The organism is Amycolatopsis sp. NPDC024027 (assembly GCF_040638975.1).
Lineage (GTDB): Bacteria > Actinomycetota > Actinomycetes > Mycobacteriales > Pseudonocardiaceae > Amycolatopsis.
In genome coordinates this window covers 57,009-73,129 of record NZ_JBEZYY010000026.1, presented here as the reverse complement: position 1 = coordinate 73,129, position 16,121 = coordinate 57,009, and the positions used below count along the sequence as shown (strand labels likewise).

Here is a 16,121-nt window from a genome sequence, read left to right as displayed (position 1 = left end):
CACGGCGAGACTACCGAAACGGCCGTTTTCCCGGCAGCCGGACAGCGGCTCAAGCTCAACCGGACGTCGAGACTCAGTCGGCCCGCTTGCCCTCGGCGAGGTTCTTCAGCATCGCGTTGTAGGCGTTCAGCTCTTCGTCGCCCGTCACCGCTTCGCGCCGGTCACGCCGCTTCGCCTCGCGCTCGTCCTGACGCGACCACTGCACCAGCAGCGCGATCAGCACCAGCAGCACCGGGACCTCGCCGGCGGCCCACGCGATGCCGCCGCCGAGCCGCTGGTCGGCGAGCAGGTCGGTGACCCACGGCAGGTGCAGCTGGCCGTAGAAGACCTGCCCGATGACCGTCTGCTTGCTCATCAGGATCACGCCGAAGAACGCGTGGAACGGCATCGCGGCGAACATCATCCCGAGCCGGCCGAGGTACGGGATCCGCCGCGGCGCCGGGTCGACGCCGATCACCGGCCAGTAGAAGACGTACCCGGCGAGCAGGAAGTGCCCGTTCATCGCCAGGTGCGCCCAGTGGTAGTTCAGGGCGGTGTCGAACAGGCCGGAGAAGTAGAGCGCGTAGAACGAGCCGACGAACATCAGCAGCGCGACCACCGGGTGGGTCAGGAACCGCGACACCGGCGAATGCACGAAGGCGACGAGCCACTCGCGCGGCCCGGGCGGGGCGTCCTTGCCCGCGGCCGGCAGGGCACGCAGCGCGAGCGTCACCGGCCCGCCGAGCACGAACAGCACCGGCGCCACCATCGAGAGCAGCATGTGGTTGCCCATGTGCACGCTGAACATCGCGGGCGCGTACCGGCCGACGCCCGACGACGTCGCGATCAGCAGCACCACGCAGCCGGCGATCCAGGCGACCGTGCGGCCCACCGGCCAGGTGTCGCCGCGGCGCAGCAGCCGCCGGACCCCGGCGAGGTACAGGCCGCCCAATACCAGCGCGAGCGTTCCGTAAACGAGGTCGAAGCGGGTGTCGAAGAGCAGCCGCCACACCGTCGGCGCGCCGTCGAGGTTGTAGCCGATCAGCAGCTCGGTGGTGGACGGCTGGGTGATCGCGTCCGCCGGCGGCGGCGTCCTGGCCAGCCCGGAGGCGATGCCGATGGTGACGAACATGATCAGGATCTCGACCGAGGCCAGGCGCAGCAGCTGGGCGCCGCCCTTGCCGTCGACGAGGTTCGCGACGCCCTTTTCGCGCTGCTGGTGGCCGAACACCCCGAGCAGCAGCAGCGCCACCGTCTTGGCCACCACGAGCAGGCCGTAGTCGGTGGTGAACAGGTCGTTCAGGCCGATCCGCACCAGCGCGTTGACCGCTCCGGAGAGCGCCATCACGATCCAGCAGACCAGGGCCAGCTTGGAGAACCGCTGCGCGGCCAGGCTCAGGTGGCCCCCGCGCCGGTACCCCAGCGCCAGCAGGGCGACCAGGCCGCCGACCCACAGCGCCGCGGCGACCAGGTGGAACAGCAGGCTGTTGGTGGCGACGTCGTGCGAGCCGCCGCTGGCGGAGTGCCCGGTGACGGCGACCGGGACCAGCCCGCCGACGGCGGCGAAGAACAGCACCGCCGTCCAGCCCCAGGACAGCGCGAGCCGGCAGCCGAGCGCGATGAGGATCGCGATCAGCGCCGTCCACAGCCACGCCTTCGGCTGTTCGATGGCGCCGACGAGGTCGAGCAGCGTCTGCGGGTCCAGGACGTCACCGAACGGCTTTCCGGCGGTGTCGGCGGCGGTGAAGGCGACCGAGAGCAGGGCCGCGGCGAACCACACCCACGCGGCGATCCCCGCCGCGCGCAGGGCGCCGTAGCCCTCGGGCCCGAGGGTCCCGGACTTCTGCGGCGGCACCAGGAAGGCGGCCAGCAGCAGCGACCCGACGCAGATCACCGACGCGGATTCGGACACCACGCGCATGACGGTGATGCCGTACTTGGTGACCAGCCCCGGATCGGGCAGGCCGGCGATGGCGTAACCGGCCCCGCCGGTGAGCGCGATCAGGCCGATCGCGACCACGGCGGCCAGCAGGACACCGACCACGAGCAGGGGCAGCACGCTGGCCCGGCGCTGGGTGGGGACGTCGGATTTCGTCGCGGACACGCCCCTGAGCGTATGCCCAGCCCCGGTCAGGCCCGTGTGACGGGCAGGATGGGAGCCGTGAAGATGATCCTGCTGCGGCACGCCGAGTCGCTCGGCAACGTCGACGAGCTCGCCTACACGCGGATCCCCGACCACGCGCTGCCGCTGACCGCCCGGGGAGAGCAGGAGGCCCGCGCGGTGGCGCCGGAGATCGCCCGGCTGCTCGACGGCTCGCGGCCCGCGGTGTACGTCAGCCCGTACCTGCGCACCCGGGAGACGTTGCGGCTGCTGGACATCCGGGCGTCGTGCGAGCGGCTGGTCCAGGAGCCGCGGCTGCGCGAGCAGGACTGGGGCAACCTGCAGGACCCGGCCGAGCAGGAGGTCCAGAAGGCGCGGCGCCACGAGTTCGGGCACTTCTTCTACCGGCTGCCGTTCGGCGAGTCGGGCGCGGACGTCGACGACCGCGTGGCGGCGTTCCTCTCGGACCTGCGGATGCGCGAGGAAAGTCACCCGGAGACGGTCCTGATCGTCTCCCACGGGCTCACGCTGCGGCTGCTGTGCCGGCGGCTCTTCGGCTGGAGCATCGAGCTGTTCGAATCCCTGTCCAACCCGGCGACCTGCGAATACCGCGTCCTCGAAGAGCAGGACGGCAAGTGGGCGCTGGACCGCCCGTTCGCCCAGTGGCGGGACTCACCCGACGGGGAAACCCAGCTTTAGCGGCGCGGTCAGCACGACGCGGGTGCCGTGGCCGGGCGCCGAGTCGATGCGCGCGGCGCCCTCGATCTCGGCCATCCGCGCGTGGATCGAGTTCTCGATGCCGAACCCGACGTGGCTCGCGGCGAGGTCGAAGCCGGTGCCGTGATCGCGCACGGACACCGTGACGACGTCTTCGCGCTCTTCAAGGCACACCACGGCCTTCGCCGTCCTCGCGTGCTTCAAGGTGTTTCGCAGTGCTTCGCGGGTTGCGTCGTGAAGGGCGTTGACGACGGCTTCGGGGACGTCCGTGGGCTTCGCGAGGACCACGAGGTCGACGCGGAGACCGTCGGCCGTCATCTCGACCGCCAGCGCACCGAGGCGGTGTTCGAGCCCGCCCGGCTCGGCGGGCGCGTCACCGTCGAGGCTCAGCCGCAGCCGCAGGGCCTGCGCGCGGGCGGTGCGGCGGACCTGGTCGAGGCTGCCCCGCGGGTCGAGCGCGTCCCCGGGCGCGGGCAGCGCGAGGGACTCCATCACCTGCAGGACGGTGTCGTGGACGTCCCGGCGGTGCCGCTCCCGCTCGGCCGCGCGGCCGCGCTGTTCGCCCAGCCCGAGCGCGAAGCGCATCGACCCGGCGACCAGCAGCACGATGGCCAGCGCCGTCGCGGCGGCCGCGACCAGGGCCAGCAGGATCCACGTCGCGGGGGCCGAGGTGCCCGACACCGCGGCCATGCCGTACCGCAGGAGCACGGCGCCGAGGACGGCGACCGCCCCGGACGGCGCGCCGCGCAGCAGGGTCCAGACCATGACCGTGCCCATGATGTTGGGCCAGGTCAGGGTGAGCAGGCCGGGCGCGAAGGCCGCCGCCGCCAAGCTCGTGACGAGCGTGTACGCGGTGTCGGCGGCGAGAACCGGCCGGATGCCGGTGGCGCGGCGGAAGACCCAGGCCACCTCCAGGAGGTTGGGCACGACGAAGAACACGACAGTGAGCCAGAGCGCCGGCGCGGCGAGCGCGCCGGTGGACCAGACCGCCTGCAGGAACAGCGCCAGCCGGAACGCGGCGGGCACCAGAACGAGCCGCGGCACGGCGCTCTGGACGAGCGACAGCCCGCCCCACCGCCCGCTTCCGCCGGCGAGCGCCCCCGCTCCGCCGAGCAGCACAACTCTCACGACGTCCTCCCCGGGTCAAGGCGCCCCCGCCTTGATCAGCCGACCTGAAATTGAAACGTCGCCGTATTCATTTCAGTTTACCGACCCGGATCAGCTTGCCCCGAGCGGTTCGGCGCTGTCAACGGGTCACGGCAGCGGGCGGTCCGGCCGGAATGGACGGCGACCTGCTCGGCCTCCGCAGGGCGACTACCGGGCAGCCGGCGCTGCGGACGGAGGCAGCTGCGGTCCGGCGGGAACCAGCCCGCCCCTGCGCAGCTTCCGCACCGCAGGCCGACCCCGGACAGCCGGCGCCGCGGACCGGGTCGGCTGCGGTCCGGCGGGAACCGCCCGCCCCCTGCGCAGCTTCCGCACGGCGCCGCGGACCGGGTCAGGCGCGGTCCGGCCGGAATCGGCCGGCCACCTGCCCCGCCTCCTCGCGTCGCCGCGACCGCCGGGCCGCGATCGCGGCCGGCAGGATCAGCGCGGCGACCAGCGCGACGAACAAAAACGCCACGCCGTAGCCCGCCGCCTGCGCGATCCCGCCGATCAGCGGCGGCCCACCGAGGAACCCGGTGTACGCGATGGCCGTGACGAAGCCGATTTCGCGTTCCCCGCCGGTCCCGTCGGCGCGTTTCCCGGCGTCCCCGGCCAGGCTCAGCGCGAGCGGGAACGAGGCGGCGAGACCCGCCCCGGCCAGCGCGAAGCCCACGTAACCGGCGGCGGCGACCGGGATCGTCGCCGTGGCGAGCAACCCGGCCGTCGCCAGTGCCGCGCCCCCGACGAGGCAGCGGGTCGGCCCGAGCCGCCGTTGCACCCACGGCCCGGCCAGCCGCACGAGCGTCATGACCAGCTGGAACCCGGCGAACGCCAGGGCCGCCGCACCCGGGCCGACCCCGCGTTCGGCCGTCATCAGCAGCGCCGACCAGTCCCCCGCCGCGCCCTCGGCGATGGCCGAGCACAACGCGACCGCGGCGAGCAGCCACAGCACCGGACGGCGGACCGGGGCCCGGCGGCCGGCGGTCACGACGGGTCCGGCGGCGTGCCGCGGCCGGATGCCCGGGACCGCGCGGATCATCGACACCAGCACCACGACCGTCACGACGGCGGCAGCGGTGAGGTGCCGCGCCGGGGACCAGCCGTGCCCGGCGGCGAGGCCGGCGGCCAGCGAGCCGGCCAGCGCGCCGAAGCTGAACCCCGCGTGGAACACCGGCATGAGCGGGCGGCCGGACCGCCGTTCGACGGCCACCGCGGCGACGTTCATCGCGACGTCCAGCATCCCGATGCTCACGCCCATCACGAACAGCGCCCCGGCCAGGAGCGGGACGACGGGCGCGAACCCGATCAGCACCAGCGAGACGGCGGCCAGTCCGGTGCTCACCGCGACCGACGCCCTGGCACCGGCGCGCTCGACGATCCGCCCGGACACCGAGGCGGCGGCCAGCAGACCGACGCTGGCCGCGAGCAGGGCGAGCCCGAAAACGCCCGGCGAAGCGTGCACCTGCGCGGTCAGCGCGGGCGTCCGCGTCGCCCAGGAGCCCACCGCGAGGCCGTTGAGGGCGAACACGGTGAACACCGCGATCCGATCCCGCATGGCTCCCCTTTCCGCCACCCCAGCTTGGCAGCTTGGCACGGGCGCACGTAACACCGGTACGCCCCGGCCGCAAGGCCTGTTCGCGGACCTGTGGACAACCCCGCCCGCGCCGGCGACTTGTCCACAGAAATGAAATCGCGGGCTGACAACTTCCCCTCCACCCGCCAATCTGGAATCACACGTTCACCGCGGCCCACGAGGCCGAAAATCCAGCAAAGGGGAAAACCATCATGTCCGCACGTCGTCTCCGCTTCCGGTTGCCGCACCTGCTGATCCTGGCCACCGTCGGACTGCTGACCAGCACGGGAGTCGCCCAGGCCGCTTCCGCGCCGCCGGATCCGCCCTGCCGGAAGGGGGAATTCTGCGTCTGGCCCGCAGACCGCTACGGCGGCGACGCGCAGCGATTCGACCTGCGCACCGCCAATCCCGAAGAATGCATTCCGCTCCCCGACGGATTCGAAGGATCGTCGTTCGCGAATCTGCTGAGCCGGGACGTCACGGTGTACCAGAGCGAGGAATGCTCGACCGAGGGGGATTTCGTCACCTACCCGGGCGGCGGCACCTTCGTGCCGGACGCGCCGTTCCTGGTCCGCGGGATCCAGATCTGGGAGTGACGCCATGAGCTGGGCCCGCACCGCCGTCCGCTCCACGGGGGAGCCGGCTCGCGGCGGCGGACGGGCCCGTCCGGGGCCGCTCCCCCGACAGCGGCCCCACCCGTGGGCGCGCCTCTCCGGCGTGGCGCGCCCACGGGCCCGACTCCCGGGAGGTCTTCGCCGGGCGGGCTCCAGCGGCTCCCGCTCGCCGCTGCTCGCCGCCGGGCGGGCGCCGTGGCTCCTGACTGTCCTTTGCCGGGCGGCTCCGGCGGGATCCTCGCGACCTCGGGTTCACGGCGGCCGCCGGCACTTCCGGGACGACCACGCAGAGCGACCGACCACACACGACCAGCCTCACCCGGCCCCCGCGGCAGGGTCGGCCGCAGCCTGCCCCACCGACCGATCCGGAAAGCGAGGAAGCGATGCCCTCCGGCACGCCACCAGGCACGCGACCAGCACGCACATGGCCACCCAGCCGAGTACCGCCCGCAGGTCGGCACCATCGTCGTTCCCGGCGAGCCGGCGGCGTGCCGGCCCGGTGGGTCGCCCCGCCGTGACACGGCTGCCGCCGAGTTCTCGAATTAAGTCGAACGAGACCTGAAACGATTCGCCGGTGTCGAACGATCGAGAGGTTGGCGACGACTAAGCTGCCGATGCCGGGCGACCGGCACGGCCGGTACAGGTCGTCGGCGCGGGCCCTCGTAGCTCAGCTGGATAGAGCAAGAGCCTTCTAATCTCTAGGTCGCAGGTTCGAGTCCTGCCGGGGGCGCCACCAGGGAAGACGCCGTGCGCGGCCGCGCACGGCGAGCCCTGGTCACGTGACCGGCCCCACACCGGAACCCTTTCCCGCCGTCGTGGCCCCGTCGTGCTCCCACAGTGGACGGTGGCCGCCTCGCAATCCCCCGCTGTGCGCACAGGTCCAGACGACGCACCGTGCGAGCGGCCAGGTGGCCCAACGATCCCGGGCCGAGCTCTTCTCGAGACAACCTTGTTACCCGGACGGCAAATGCGCCGGTCGCGCTTCCCTGCAACCGAGCGATCACACCGAGCAATGAAACCCTCACCGGCGCAGCGGCACGCCCACCCGATCGAGGGAGACATCCACCCGTCAAGGAGGCGGAGACATCCACCGTGGACCACAACCGAACCAGCGGACGGCACCGTCGCCGCCGCGACAACAGCATCATGCGTACCGCCCTGGACGAAGCCCGGCGCGCGGGGCTCGTCCAGCGGCACCTGACCAAGCTGCGACACCTGGCGGCCCGGCCGAGCACGGCTTCGTCCACGCCGGAGACACCACTCACCACGAAACCCCGGCCGCCTGCCCTCGGCCGATCGCCGTCGGCGGGCACGGACACCCGGTGGCAGCCGGCCGCCCGCCCGCGATCGTCCCATTCGGAAGCTGCGGCCTGATCTTCGCGAGAGATTCCACTGTGGATTCGAGGTGACGAAATTGTTCTCGGCTTCCAAGGTCTTCCAGGGGTCCGGGTGTCCGATGTGGACATCGTGGTCCCGGCCTACGTCGGCGGCCAACCGCAGTTCCCGGTGGCGGACACGGTGTTCACGAACATCTTCATCACCGCGACCGCAAGAGCGGGTACGCCTTCGACACCAAGTCCGGCTTCGCCATCTGGGTCAACGAGCTGCCGGAGCAGGGGCAGGGGCCCGGCGCGTGGTTCGGGCACGTTCATCAACCGGGAATCGGCCGAATGGAGTAGTCGTCATCCCGCACCGCAACACAGAAGATCCCACATCGCAACACCGAAGACGTTCGCGGTGCTTCCTCGTGTGACGGTTGTTCCTGAACTGATGACCGCAGCTTTAGGGAGGCGGCCCACTATGGGCGAATTCGTTGGCAACCGTGCGGTGGTGCTCGGTGGCGGGATGGCCGGGTTGCTCACCGCGCGCGTGTTGTCCGAGTCCTACGAGGACGTCGTCATCGTGGATCGGGACACGCTGTCCGGGGCCGAAGGGCCTCGGCGGGGCGTGCCGCACGGGCGGCACGCGCACGGGCTCCTCGCGCGCGGGCAACAGATCCTCGAGGAGCTCTTCCCCGGGCTCGAGCGGGAACTCGTCGGTCATGGGGTGCCGTCCGGCGACCTCGCCGGGGACATCCGCTGGTATTTCGAAGGTCGGCCGTTCGCGCCGGCGCGATCCGGGCTGCTGAGTGTGTCCGCGACGCGCCCGGAGCTTGAGGCGCATCTGCGTGCCCGCGTGCTCAGGATCCCCAACGTCACGCTGTGGGAGCGGTGGAGTGTCGACCGGCTGGACTTCACCCACCACCAGGTCACCGGTGTCTGGGTCACCAGCACGGACGGCAACCAAAAACTGCTCTCCGCCGACCTTGTCGTCGACGCCACCGGGCGCGGGTCCCGCACCCCCGCGTGGCTGGAGGAGCACGGCTACGAGCGCCCCGAGGAAGAGAAGGTCAAGGTAGACCTGCAGTACACGACCCGGATCTTCCGTCTCGACACCGACCCGTACGGTACCGACCTGTCGATCAACCCGCTGGCCACGCCGACCAACCCGCGCGGCGCGTTCTTCCCGAAGCTGTCCGACGGCACATCGCTGCTGTCACTCACCGGCATGATCGGCGACTACCCGCCGACCGACCTACCCGGGTTCCTGGAGTTCGCGAAAACCGTTGGTGCGCCCGAGATCTACGACTCGGTGAAGAACGCGGAACCGGTGGATGACGCGGCCACGTTCCGGTTCCCCGCGAGCACCCGCCGCCGCTACGAACGGCTGCGCCGGTTCCCCGCCGGCCTGCTCGTGCTCGGCGACGGCGTGTGCAGCTTCAACCCGGTGTACGGCCAGGGCATGACAGTGGCCGCGATGGAAGCGCACGCGCTGCGCCAGCACATCCGTGACGTCGGCACGCCGCAGGCACTGCGCTTCTACCACGACATCTCGAGCATCGTCGACGTGCCGTGGGACATCTCCGCGGGCGCCGACCTCGGCTTCCCTGGCGTCGCGGGCCGCAGGTCGCTCAAGACCCGGATCGGTAACGTCTACATGCCGCGCCTGCAGGCCGCCGCGCACGACGATCCGCGCCTCACCGAGGCGTTCTTCCGCGTCGCCGGGCTCATCGACCCGCCGCAGACGCTGACGAAGCCGGGCGTGGTGATGCGCGTGCTGCGAAACAAGAAGGTCAACACCGTCAGTACTCGTCGTGAAGGCGCAGCCACCCCTGCGAGTGCGTATCGGCGCGACCAGGCGGCTCCTCCCAGTTCTCCTGGCGACCGAGCGGCGTGAGGTCCAGGTAGTTGTAGGTCGTCAACAGCGACTCGCTGCCGCGGTTGAACGTCGAGTACGTGTGGAATACCCGCGCCCCGTCGCGGAGGAACACGCTGGTGCCGGGTTGGTCGCCATGCGTGAAGTGGGACTGGCCGGCGGCCTTGAGCTCCTCAGGAGTCCGGTAGTTGTACTCGGGCGGCGCGACGGAGTCGTCGAGCGTGACGTGGAAGTCGTAGTTGAAGTCGCTGCCGTACGACGAATACCACGGGAACGTCCACCCCATCCGCTTCTTGAACGACTCGATCTCCGGCAGCGGCGCGCGGGACACCACCACGAGCGAGGTGTTCCGCGCATACAGGTGCTCGAGGTGGTTGATGCCGTCGGCGAGCAGCGAACACCCTGCGCAGCGCCAGTCGTCGCCCGGTGTCATCATGAAGTGGTACAGGATGAGCTGGCGGCGGCCTTCGAACATGTCGAGGAGGCTCAGCGTGCCGTCCGTCCCCTCGAATGTGTAGTTCTTCTCGATCTCGACCATCGGCAGGTCGCGGCGTCGCGCGTTCAGCTCGTCACGGGCCTTGGTGAGGTCCTTCTCCTTTGCCAGCAAGGCAATGCGCGCCTTGCGCCATTCCTCTCTGGACACTACGGCCGGTAGGGTCATGTCCGCTCTCCTTTCTCGATCGCCGTTCGACGCTATCAACAGAACGCTCGTCCCCCCGAGGTGATCTCGACAGCTTAGCACTATGGAAGATGTGCCACGGTGCCGGCGAAACCACAATGATGGGATTCCTGAGTCCGGTCACAAGGGGGCGCCATGGCGGTTTCCGAGCGAGTCGGGCGAGCTCCGTCGATCATGGTCGCGGTCATGGTCGGCGTCGTGGGCGTGGTGCTGGTGGCGTCCCACTGGTCTTTCTGGATGGTGGACTTCGCCGTCTACTTCGCGGGCGGGCACGCGGTCCTGGACGGTGCCCACCTGTACACGCTGTCCGTTGACACGGCGGCGTTCCACGACATGCCGTTCACCTACCCACCATTCGCGGCGCTCTTCTTCAGCCCCGTGTCGACGCTCGGCTTCACTCCGGCGAATCTGCTGTGGACACTGTTGAACGTGGCCGCGGTCGCGGCAACTCTGTGGCTCGCGCTCGACCTGCTCCACCAGCGCAAGGCCGCCGTCATCGCCACGCCGATTGCGTTGCTGCTCACGCCGGTACTGATGACGATCGTGCTCGGCCAGCTCAACATCGTGCTGATGCTGTTGGTGCTGCTGGATTTCTGGCCACGGTTACCGGAAAGGTGGCGTGGCGTCGCCATCGGCGTCGCCGCCGGCCTCAAGTTGACCCCGCTGATCTTCGTCGGGTACCTGCTGTGCGTGGGTCGGATCAAAGACGCGATTCGCGCGGCAGTCGCCTTCGCGGCGACCGTGGGCGTCGCGTTCCTCGTGCTGCCGGCGGACTCCCGCGACTACTGGTTCGGCGGTATCTTCTTCGACGCCGGGCGCATGGCCGTGTCCGACCAGCTGGTCAACCACTCGATACCGGGATTCATGGCCCGGCTCGTCGGCGCGACGTCCGCGCCCAGCGTGTGGGTGTGGCTGCCGCTGTGCCTGGTGGTGACCGCGGCAGGGCTTGCCGTCGCGGCCAGGGCCCAGCGTCGGGGAGACACACTGCTCGGTGTCCTCGTCGTCGCGTTCACCGCGCTGCTGGTCTCCCCGGTGTCGTGGGACCACCACTTCGTGTGGATCGCGCCCGCACTGGTGTGGCTGGCGGTGACGCGTCACCGGGTGGCGTTGGTGATCGCCGCCTTGTGGTTCACGCTCCCGGTGAACTGGTTGTCCAAGCAGCTCGGTGACGGCTTTCAGGTGACCCCGCTGGGGAATCTCTTCGTGACGGTGACCGGATACGTCGGCATCGTCGCGATCGGGCTCGCGTTCAGTGTGACCTGGGCACGGACTCCAGGTACGCGCGATACTGCTCGGTCAGCTGGATGATCTGCAGGACGTTGCCGTCCGGGTCGGTGAACGTGGCGAACAACCCGTTCGGCCGTTCCTCGAGCGGCACCAGCCAGGTCACGCCTACCGTGTCGAGATGCGCCGCGATGGCCCGGGCGTCGTCGACGTGGAAGTTGATGACCACGCGTCCCGGCTCGGAATTCACGGCCGCCACGTCGTCACGGCCGTCGATCAGCAGGTCGAGACCGCCGAAGTGGATGAACCCGCTGCCGGTGTGCCACGGGGCGAGCGCCGCCCGGTACCACTCTCGCAAGCGGTCCGGGTCGACGCTGCCGAGCAGGATGCTGCCTACCGAGATGCTCATGCCCCTAAGGTTTACACGACTTCAGCCGCGTCGGCACGGTGGCGGGATCCTCAGGCGTGTCACCGAAGAACAGGCGCGCGCAGTCGACGACGAACCTCGGGTTCTCCTCGGGGATCCACCGGCCGGAGTCGGGTGCGACGACCTCGCGGACGTCGTCGGGTCGGATTGCTGGGCGAGGAACTCGTCCTCGGCGACCCGGTCCGGGTGCCGCGCGTTGCCGTAGTTCTCCTCGGCGCCGAAGCCCGGCAGCATGGTTTCGGATACGAAGAGCTTCCTGACCTCGTCGGGGAAGTCGCGTGCGTAGCGGTACGAGGGTCGACGAGCCGATGTCGTGCGCGAGGATGTCGATCTTCGAGAACCCCAGGCTGTGCACGACCTCCCGCACGCGCGCTGCCGTCGTCTTGAAGTCGTAGCCGTCCGCCGGTGCGGTCGAGTCGCCGAGACCCGGGCCCGGAACCGCCTCGGGCACAGTGGATCTTCGCGGTGCCCCAGTCGTGCTGGAACCCGGCGAGCTCCGGCGGCCCGTCATCGGTCGGTCAGCCGGACGCCGTGATCGTGGCGGTCACGAACACGGCGACCACAAAGGGGACCACGGCCGTAGCGGCTGTCCGCAGGTGCCTATTCCTCTCCTCATTCTCTCCAGTACTCTTACTCTCCATTGTTTTCGAGGTAATGGTCATCTCTTACGTTGCGATGTTCCATCTCCTGTATTGCGCTGTTCGTCTCCTGCGTTGCGGTGTTCGTTGCCGAGCCTGTATTCGCTGGCGTCGGCTTCGTAGGCTGGGAAGTAGCCACGATTCCGGAAATACTGGCACGAGGTTGGAGAATTCCGATGGAGAAATGCCCCGTTGCGCTGGACACCAGTGGCCGCGACATCCACGCGGAGGCGGCCCGTCTGCGGGAGGATGGGCCGGCGACCCGGGTGGAGCTCCCAGGTGGAGTGCTCGCCTGGTCGATCAACCGGCACGACGTCATGAAGCAGGTGCTGACCAACCCGTCGGTGACGAAGAGCGCGCGCAACCACTGGCCGGCGTTCATCAACGGTGAGATCCCGCCGGACTGGGAGATGATCAGCTGGATCGCGATGGACAACATGGTCACCTCGTACGGCAAGGACCACGTCCGGCTGCGCAGGCTGGTGGGCAAGGCATTCACGCCTCGGCGCACCGAGGCGATCAAGCCACGTATCGTCGAACTCGCGAACCGGCTGACCGACGCGCTCGCCGAGACGCCGCCGGGCGAGGTGGTGGACCTGCGTGAGCGGTTCGCCTACCCGATGCCGGCACGGCTGGTCGCCGACCTCATCGGCATGTCGGAGGACGCGCGCGCGGAGACCGCGAAGGTGATCGACATGATGGTCGACACCACGGTCACGCCGCAGCAGGCGCAGGCGGTGCTGGCGGGCTGGCGTGGCGCGATGGCGGAGCTGATCGCCCTCAAGCGCGAGCAGCCGGCCGAGGACATCGCGAGCGACCTGGTCAGGGCCCGCGACGAGGACGGCTCACGGCTGTCCGAGATGGAGCTGACGGACACGATCTTCGCGATCCTCGGCGCGGGCTCCGAGACCACCATCAACTTCTTCGACAACGCGATCACCGCGCTCATCACCCATCCCGACCAGCTGGCGCTGGTGACGTCCGGCGAAGTGGCGTGGGAGTCCGTGATCGACGAGACGTTGCGGGTCCACTCGCCGCTCGCGCACCTGCCACTGCGGTACGCCGCGGCGGACATCCCGCTCGGTGAGGGCGTGACGATCCCCGAGGGCGACCCGATCCTGGTGAACTACAGCGCGTTCGGCCGCGACCCGGAGTTGCATGGCTCCTCCGCCGGCGAGTTCGACGTGACCAGGGAAAACAAGGAGCACATCTCGTTCGGGCACGGGCCGCACTTCTGCCTCGGCGCCGGCATCGCGCGGGCGGTGGCGGAGATCGGGCTGTCCACGCTGTTCGACCGCTTCCCCCGGCTCACGCTCGCCGTGCCGGAGGAGGAGTTGCGGCCGCTGCCGACGTTCATCATGAACGGGCACAGCGCACTGCCGGTCCGCCTCGATTCGGAGGCGGCGCGGACCGCGGCCTGACGGGGCGCGAGATCTGGGAGAGCGGCCGCACCTGACGGAGCGGCCGCTCTCCACTTCGCGGGTGAAACCTGGGATTCCGGTGCAGCCCCGAGCGGGACCGAGATCTCCGCCGAGCGTGGTGGCCGGAACGGGATCAGGAACGACTGGCATGGACACGGGTTCGGGACGCTGGACGGTGAACCGTCCAGCGTCCCGAACCCGTGTTGTCGGTACGTACCCGTGCTGTCAGCGCGCTTCCGCCCGCTCGTCGGCGGGCACGGCCGGCGTCGGGGAGTCCGGAGCTGCCGCCTTGCGGGGCAACAGGACGCCGAGCGCCACCCCGATCAGGGAGAACGCCACGCAGCCGAAGATCGCGCCGGCGAAGCCGTCGGCGAAGGTGGTGGACGACGTGTAGCCGCCGACCGCGGCGAAGATGGCCACCAGTATCGCGATACCGAACACGCCGCCGAGCTCACGCAGCATGCCGTTGGCGCCGGACGCCTTGCCGGCCGCCTCCTGGCCGACCGAGCCGACGGTCGTGCTCTGCGCGACCGGGATGGCCGCCGAGTTGCCGACGCCGACGATCAGCAGTGGCAGGACCACCGACCAGTACGACAGGCCGGGCGCCGCTACCAGTCCGAGCCACAGCATCCCGGCCGCCGAGCACAGCAGACCTGTGACGATCACCGGGCGCGGGCCGAACCGGTCGGCGAGCGAGCCGGCGATCGGCGCCACGAACACCATCGTGCCGGTCCACGGGATCATCTGCAGCCCGGACTCGAGTGGTCCGGAGCCGACGACGTTCTGCAGGAACTGCGCCATCAGGAACACCGAGCCGAACAGCTGGGCGAAGATGAAGAAGGTGATGGCGTTGCCCAGGGAGAACGACCGGTTCCGGAAGAACCGCAACGGCAGCATCGGCTGCGGCGCCCGCTTCTCCCACGCGACGAATGCCCCCACCAGCACTACGCCGAGCACCAGCGCGGTCACGACCTCGACGCTGCCCCAACCGGCTGGGTTGCCTCGCACCAGCCCCCACACCAGCGCGAACGCCGCCGCGGTCACCAGCACGTTGCCTCGAATGTCGAGCCGGGTTTCCGGGCCCTTGCTCTCCTTGACCCGCATCAGCGCGAGCGGCACCACGATCAGCCCGATCGGCACGTTCAGCCAGAAGATCCACTCCCAACCGAAGGCCTGGGTGATCGCGCCGCCGACGAGAGGGCCGGCGACCGTCGCGAGACCGGTGACGCCCATGTAGATGCCGAGTGCGCGGCCGAGCCGCTCCGGCGGGAACGCGGTCGAAATCAGCGCGATCGACACCGGCATCACCATCGCGGCGCCGGCACCCTGCACCGCGCGCCACACGATCAGCCACCCGGCGTCGGCCGCGAGCGCACACATCGCGGACGCCACGGTGAACACGATCAGCCCGGTCACGAACGACCTTCGCCGCCCGAACCGGTCGGCCAGCGCGGCCGCGGTCATCAGCAGCACCGCGAATGTCAAGTTATAGGCATTCACCGACCACTCGAGCGTCTCGAGCGACGTGCCGAGATCGGTTCTGATCGAGTCAAGCGCCGTCGACACGATGAGGATGTCAAGCGCCACCATCAGCGACACGACGGATGTCAGCCCGAGGACCCACTTCCGGGCCGAAGTCGACTCGGAACTCATGTCCGCTCTCCTATCCGCTCGAAAATTCATTCACTGATATCGATCCACCGCGCCGGACCCGGATGCCTCGATCGCGACCGATTTCCGAACCTTCGTGACACTGCCGGGCGGCACCTTCCCCCTGGTGGAGGCGGCCGACACCAAGGCGCTCAAGCGAACGGACGCCCTCGAGTGTCTGTTCCATTAAGCGCGGGTACCCGTGACCGGCCGGCGCCAAACCGGCTGGCGCAAAGGTGCCCGCCCGCAAAGGTGCCCGCTGAGGTGCGCTGTCTCCCGGCGGGCACTGGTGACGCATGGTCAGCTCGACGTTCCTGGCGGCGGCAGCGCCTTGGTTGCCGGGCTGTTCTGGTACGCCGCGAGGTACCAGTCGCCGTCCTGCTTGACACACGTCCACGCGGCTCGGATGGCCTGGTCGTCGGACACCTCGGTCTCGCCGGCCGCGAGCACGCCGCCCTGGGTGAGCAACAGCGCCACGTCCGGGCTGAGGAACCGCAGGTCGACGGGCTTGCCGGTGACCTGCGTGTCCTTGTACTGGTCGGCGTAGGCGTCCTTCAGGTAGGTGCGGATCTCCTCGCGGCCCTTCTTGTACAGACCGGGCAGCGTCATCGTGCCGTCCTCGGTGAAGGTGTCGGCGAAGCTGTCCGCGTCCGCGTAGGCCCAGGCGGCGATGACGCGCTGGGTGAGTGCCGCGACGGCGGCCTGGTCAGCGGCGGTCGTCTCGGGGGTGGTGGTCATGCCTTTCCTCTCAATCTCGGGT

Annotated in this window: 13 protein-coding genes and 1 tRNA gene; 7 read left to right on the top strand and 7 right to left on the bottom strand. The window is 69.9% G+C overall.

Annotated features, from left to right (window positions below; translation table 11 throughout):
• Nucleotides 1-73 precede the first annotated feature (73 nt).
• Nucleotides 74-2,083 carry a cytochrome c oxidase assembly protein gene (locus AB0F52_RS42870; protein ID WP_360183664.1) on the bottom strand — a complete coding sequence of 670 codons (2,010 nt, stop codon included), beginning with the start codon at nt 2,081-2,083 and terminating at the stop codon, nt 74-76.
• A gap of 57 nt (nt 2,084-2,140) precedes the next feature.
• Here AB0F52_RS42870 and AB0F52_RS42865 point away from each other — a divergent pair, with 57 nt between their 5' ends.
• On the top strand, nt 2,141-2,779 hold the full coding sequence (locus AB0F52_RS42865; protein WP_360183662.1) for a histidine phosphatase family protein: 639 nt from the start codon (nt 2,141-2,143) through the stop codon (nt 2,777-2,779).
• On the opposite strand, the gene AB0F52_RS42860 is transcribed toward AB0F52_RS42865, so the two are convergent.
• Both AB0F52_RS42860 and AB0F52_RS42855 read right to left on the bottom strand, forming a co-directional pair.
• On the bottom strand, nt 2,753-3,925 hold the full coding sequence (locus tag AB0F52_RS42860) for an ATP-binding protein (protein ID WP_360183660.1): 1,173 nt from the start codon (nt 3,923-3,925) through the stop codon (nt 2,753-2,755). The genes AB0F52_RS42865 and AB0F52_RS42860 overlap by 27 nt on opposite strands.
• A 367-nt stretch (nt 3,926-4,292) precedes the next feature.
• On the bottom strand, nt 4,293-5,495 hold the full coding sequence (locus AB0F52_RS42855) for an MFS transporter (protein ID WP_360183658.1): 1,203 nt from the start codon (nt 5,493-5,495) through the stop codon (nt 4,293-4,295).
• A 230-nt stretch (nt 5,496-5,725) separates the two neighbouring features.
• Between AB0F52_RS42855 and AB0F52_RS42850 the strand changes: the two genes are divergently transcribed.
• From AB0F52_RS42850 to AB0F52_RS42835, 4 genes are all read left to right on the top strand, one after another.
• Nucleotides 5,726-6,109 carry a peptidase inhibitor family I36 protein gene (locus AB0F52_RS42850; protein WP_360183656.1) on the top strand — a complete coding sequence of 128 codons (384 nt, stop codon included), beginning with the start codon at nt 5,726-5,728 and terminating at the stop codon, nt 6,107-6,109.
• Nucleotides 6,110-6,783: 674 nt separating this feature from the next.
• A tRNA-Arg gene (locus tag AB0F52_RS42845) sits at nt 6,784-6,860 on the top strand.
• 413 nt (nt 6,861-7,273) lie between these two features.
• Nucleotides 7,274-7,501, top strand: coding sequence for a hypothetical protein (locus AB0F52_RS42840; RefSeq protein WP_360183654.1), 228 nt, complete (start codon nt 7,274-7,276; stop codon nt 7,499-7,501).
• A 75-nt stretch (nt 7,502-7,576) separates the two neighbouring features.
• Nucleotides 7,577-9,343: an FAD-dependent monooxygenase gene (locus tag AB0F52_RS42835; protein WP_360183652.1), complete on the top strand. Its 1,767-nt coding sequence runs from the start codon at nt 7,577-7,579 to the stop codon at nt 9,341-9,343.
• Here AB0F52_RS42835 and AB0F52_RS42830 read toward each other — a convergent pair.
• Nucleotides 9,249-9,983 (bottom strand): DUF899 domain-containing protein, encoded by a 735-nt coding sequence (locus tag AB0F52_RS42830; RefSeq protein ID WP_360183650.1) that lies wholly within the window; start codon nt 9,981-9,983, stop codon nt 9,249-9,251. The two genes, AB0F52_RS42835 and AB0F52_RS42830, sit on opposite strands and share 95 nt — an antisense overlap.
• 153 nt (nt 9,984-10,136) lie before the next feature.
• Between AB0F52_RS42830 and AB0F52_RS42825 the strand changes: the two genes are divergently transcribed.
• A complete protein-coding gene (locus AB0F52_RS42825) occupies nt 10,137-11,309 on the top strand; it encodes a glycosyltransferase 87 family protein (protein WP_360183648.1) in 1,173 nt (390 codons plus the stop codon).
• Here AB0F52_RS42825 and AB0F52_RS42820 read toward each other — a convergent pair.
• Nucleotides 11,251-11,634, bottom strand: coding sequence for a VOC family protein (locus AB0F52_RS42820; protein ID WP_360183646.1), 384 nt, complete (start codon nt 11,632-11,634; stop codon nt 11,251-11,253). The genes AB0F52_RS42825 and AB0F52_RS42820 overlap by 59 nt on opposite strands.
• Nucleotides 11,635-12,466: 832 nt before the next feature.
• Here AB0F52_RS42820 and AB0F52_RS42815 point away from each other — a divergent pair.
• The gene (locus AB0F52_RS42815) at nt 12,467-13,711 is read left to right on the top strand and encodes a cytochrome P450 (RefSeq protein WP_360183644.1); all 1,245 of its coding nucleotides are present in this window, start codon (nt 12,467-12,469) and stop codon (nt 13,709-13,711) included.
• Nucleotides 13,712-13,936: 225 nt separating this feature from the next.
• Here AB0F52_RS42815 and AB0F52_RS42810 read toward each other — a convergent pair whose 3' ends face one another.
• A complete protein-coding gene (locus tag AB0F52_RS42810) occupies nt 13,937-15,364 on the bottom strand; it encodes an MFS transporter (protein ID WP_360183642.1) in 1,428 nt (475 codons plus the stop codon).
• Between the two features lie 297 nt (nt 15,365-15,661).
• Complete coding sequence (locus tag AB0F52_RS42805) at nt 15,662-16,099, bottom strand: SgcJ/EcaC family oxidoreductase (protein ID WP_360183640.1); 438 nt, start codon at nt 16,097-16,099, stop codon at nt 15,662-15,664.
• Nucleotides 16,100-16,121 lie beyond the last annotated feature (22 nt).

Excerpts from the sequence above, each read along its gene's own strand:
- AB0F52_RS42840 (WP_360183654.1), top strand. The coding sequence starts at position 7,274 with ATGCGTACCGCCCTGGACGAAGCCCGGCGCGCGGGGCTCGTCCAGCGG.
- AB0F52_RS42810 (WP_360183642.1), bottom strand. The coding sequence starts at position 15,364 with ATGAGTTCCGAGTCGACTTCGGCCCGGAAGTGGGTCCTCGGGCTGACA.
- AB0F52_RS42805 (WP_360183640.1), bottom strand. The coding sequence starts at position 16,099 with ATGACCACCACCCCCGAGACGACCGCCGCTGACCAGGCCGCCGTCGCG.
- AB0F52_RS42825 (WP_360183648.1), top strand. The coding sequence starts at position 10,137 with ATGGCGGTTTCCGAGCGAGTCGGGCGAGCTCCGTCGATCATGGTCGCG.
- AB0F52_RS42820 (WP_360183646.1), bottom strand. The coding sequence starts at position 11,634 with ATGAGCATCTCGGTAGGCAGCATCCTGCTCGGCAGCGTCGACCCGGAC.
- AB0F52_RS42855 (WP_360183658.1), bottom strand. The coding sequence starts at position 5,495 with ATGCGGGATCGGATCGCGGTGTTCACCGTGTTCGCCCTCAACGGCCTC.
- AB0F52_RS42830 (WP_360183650.1), bottom strand. The coding sequence starts at position 9,983 with ATGACCCTACCGGCCGTAGTGTCCAGAGAGGAATGGCGCAAGGCGCGC.
- AB0F52_RS42815 (WP_360183644.1), top strand. The coding sequence starts at position 12,467 with ATGGAGAAATGCCCCGTTGCGCTGGACACCAGTGGCCGCGACATCCAC.
- AB0F52_RS42850 (WP_360183656.1), top strand. The coding sequence starts at position 5,726 with ATGTCCGCACGTCGTCTCCGCTTCCGGTTGCCGCACCTGCTGATCCTG.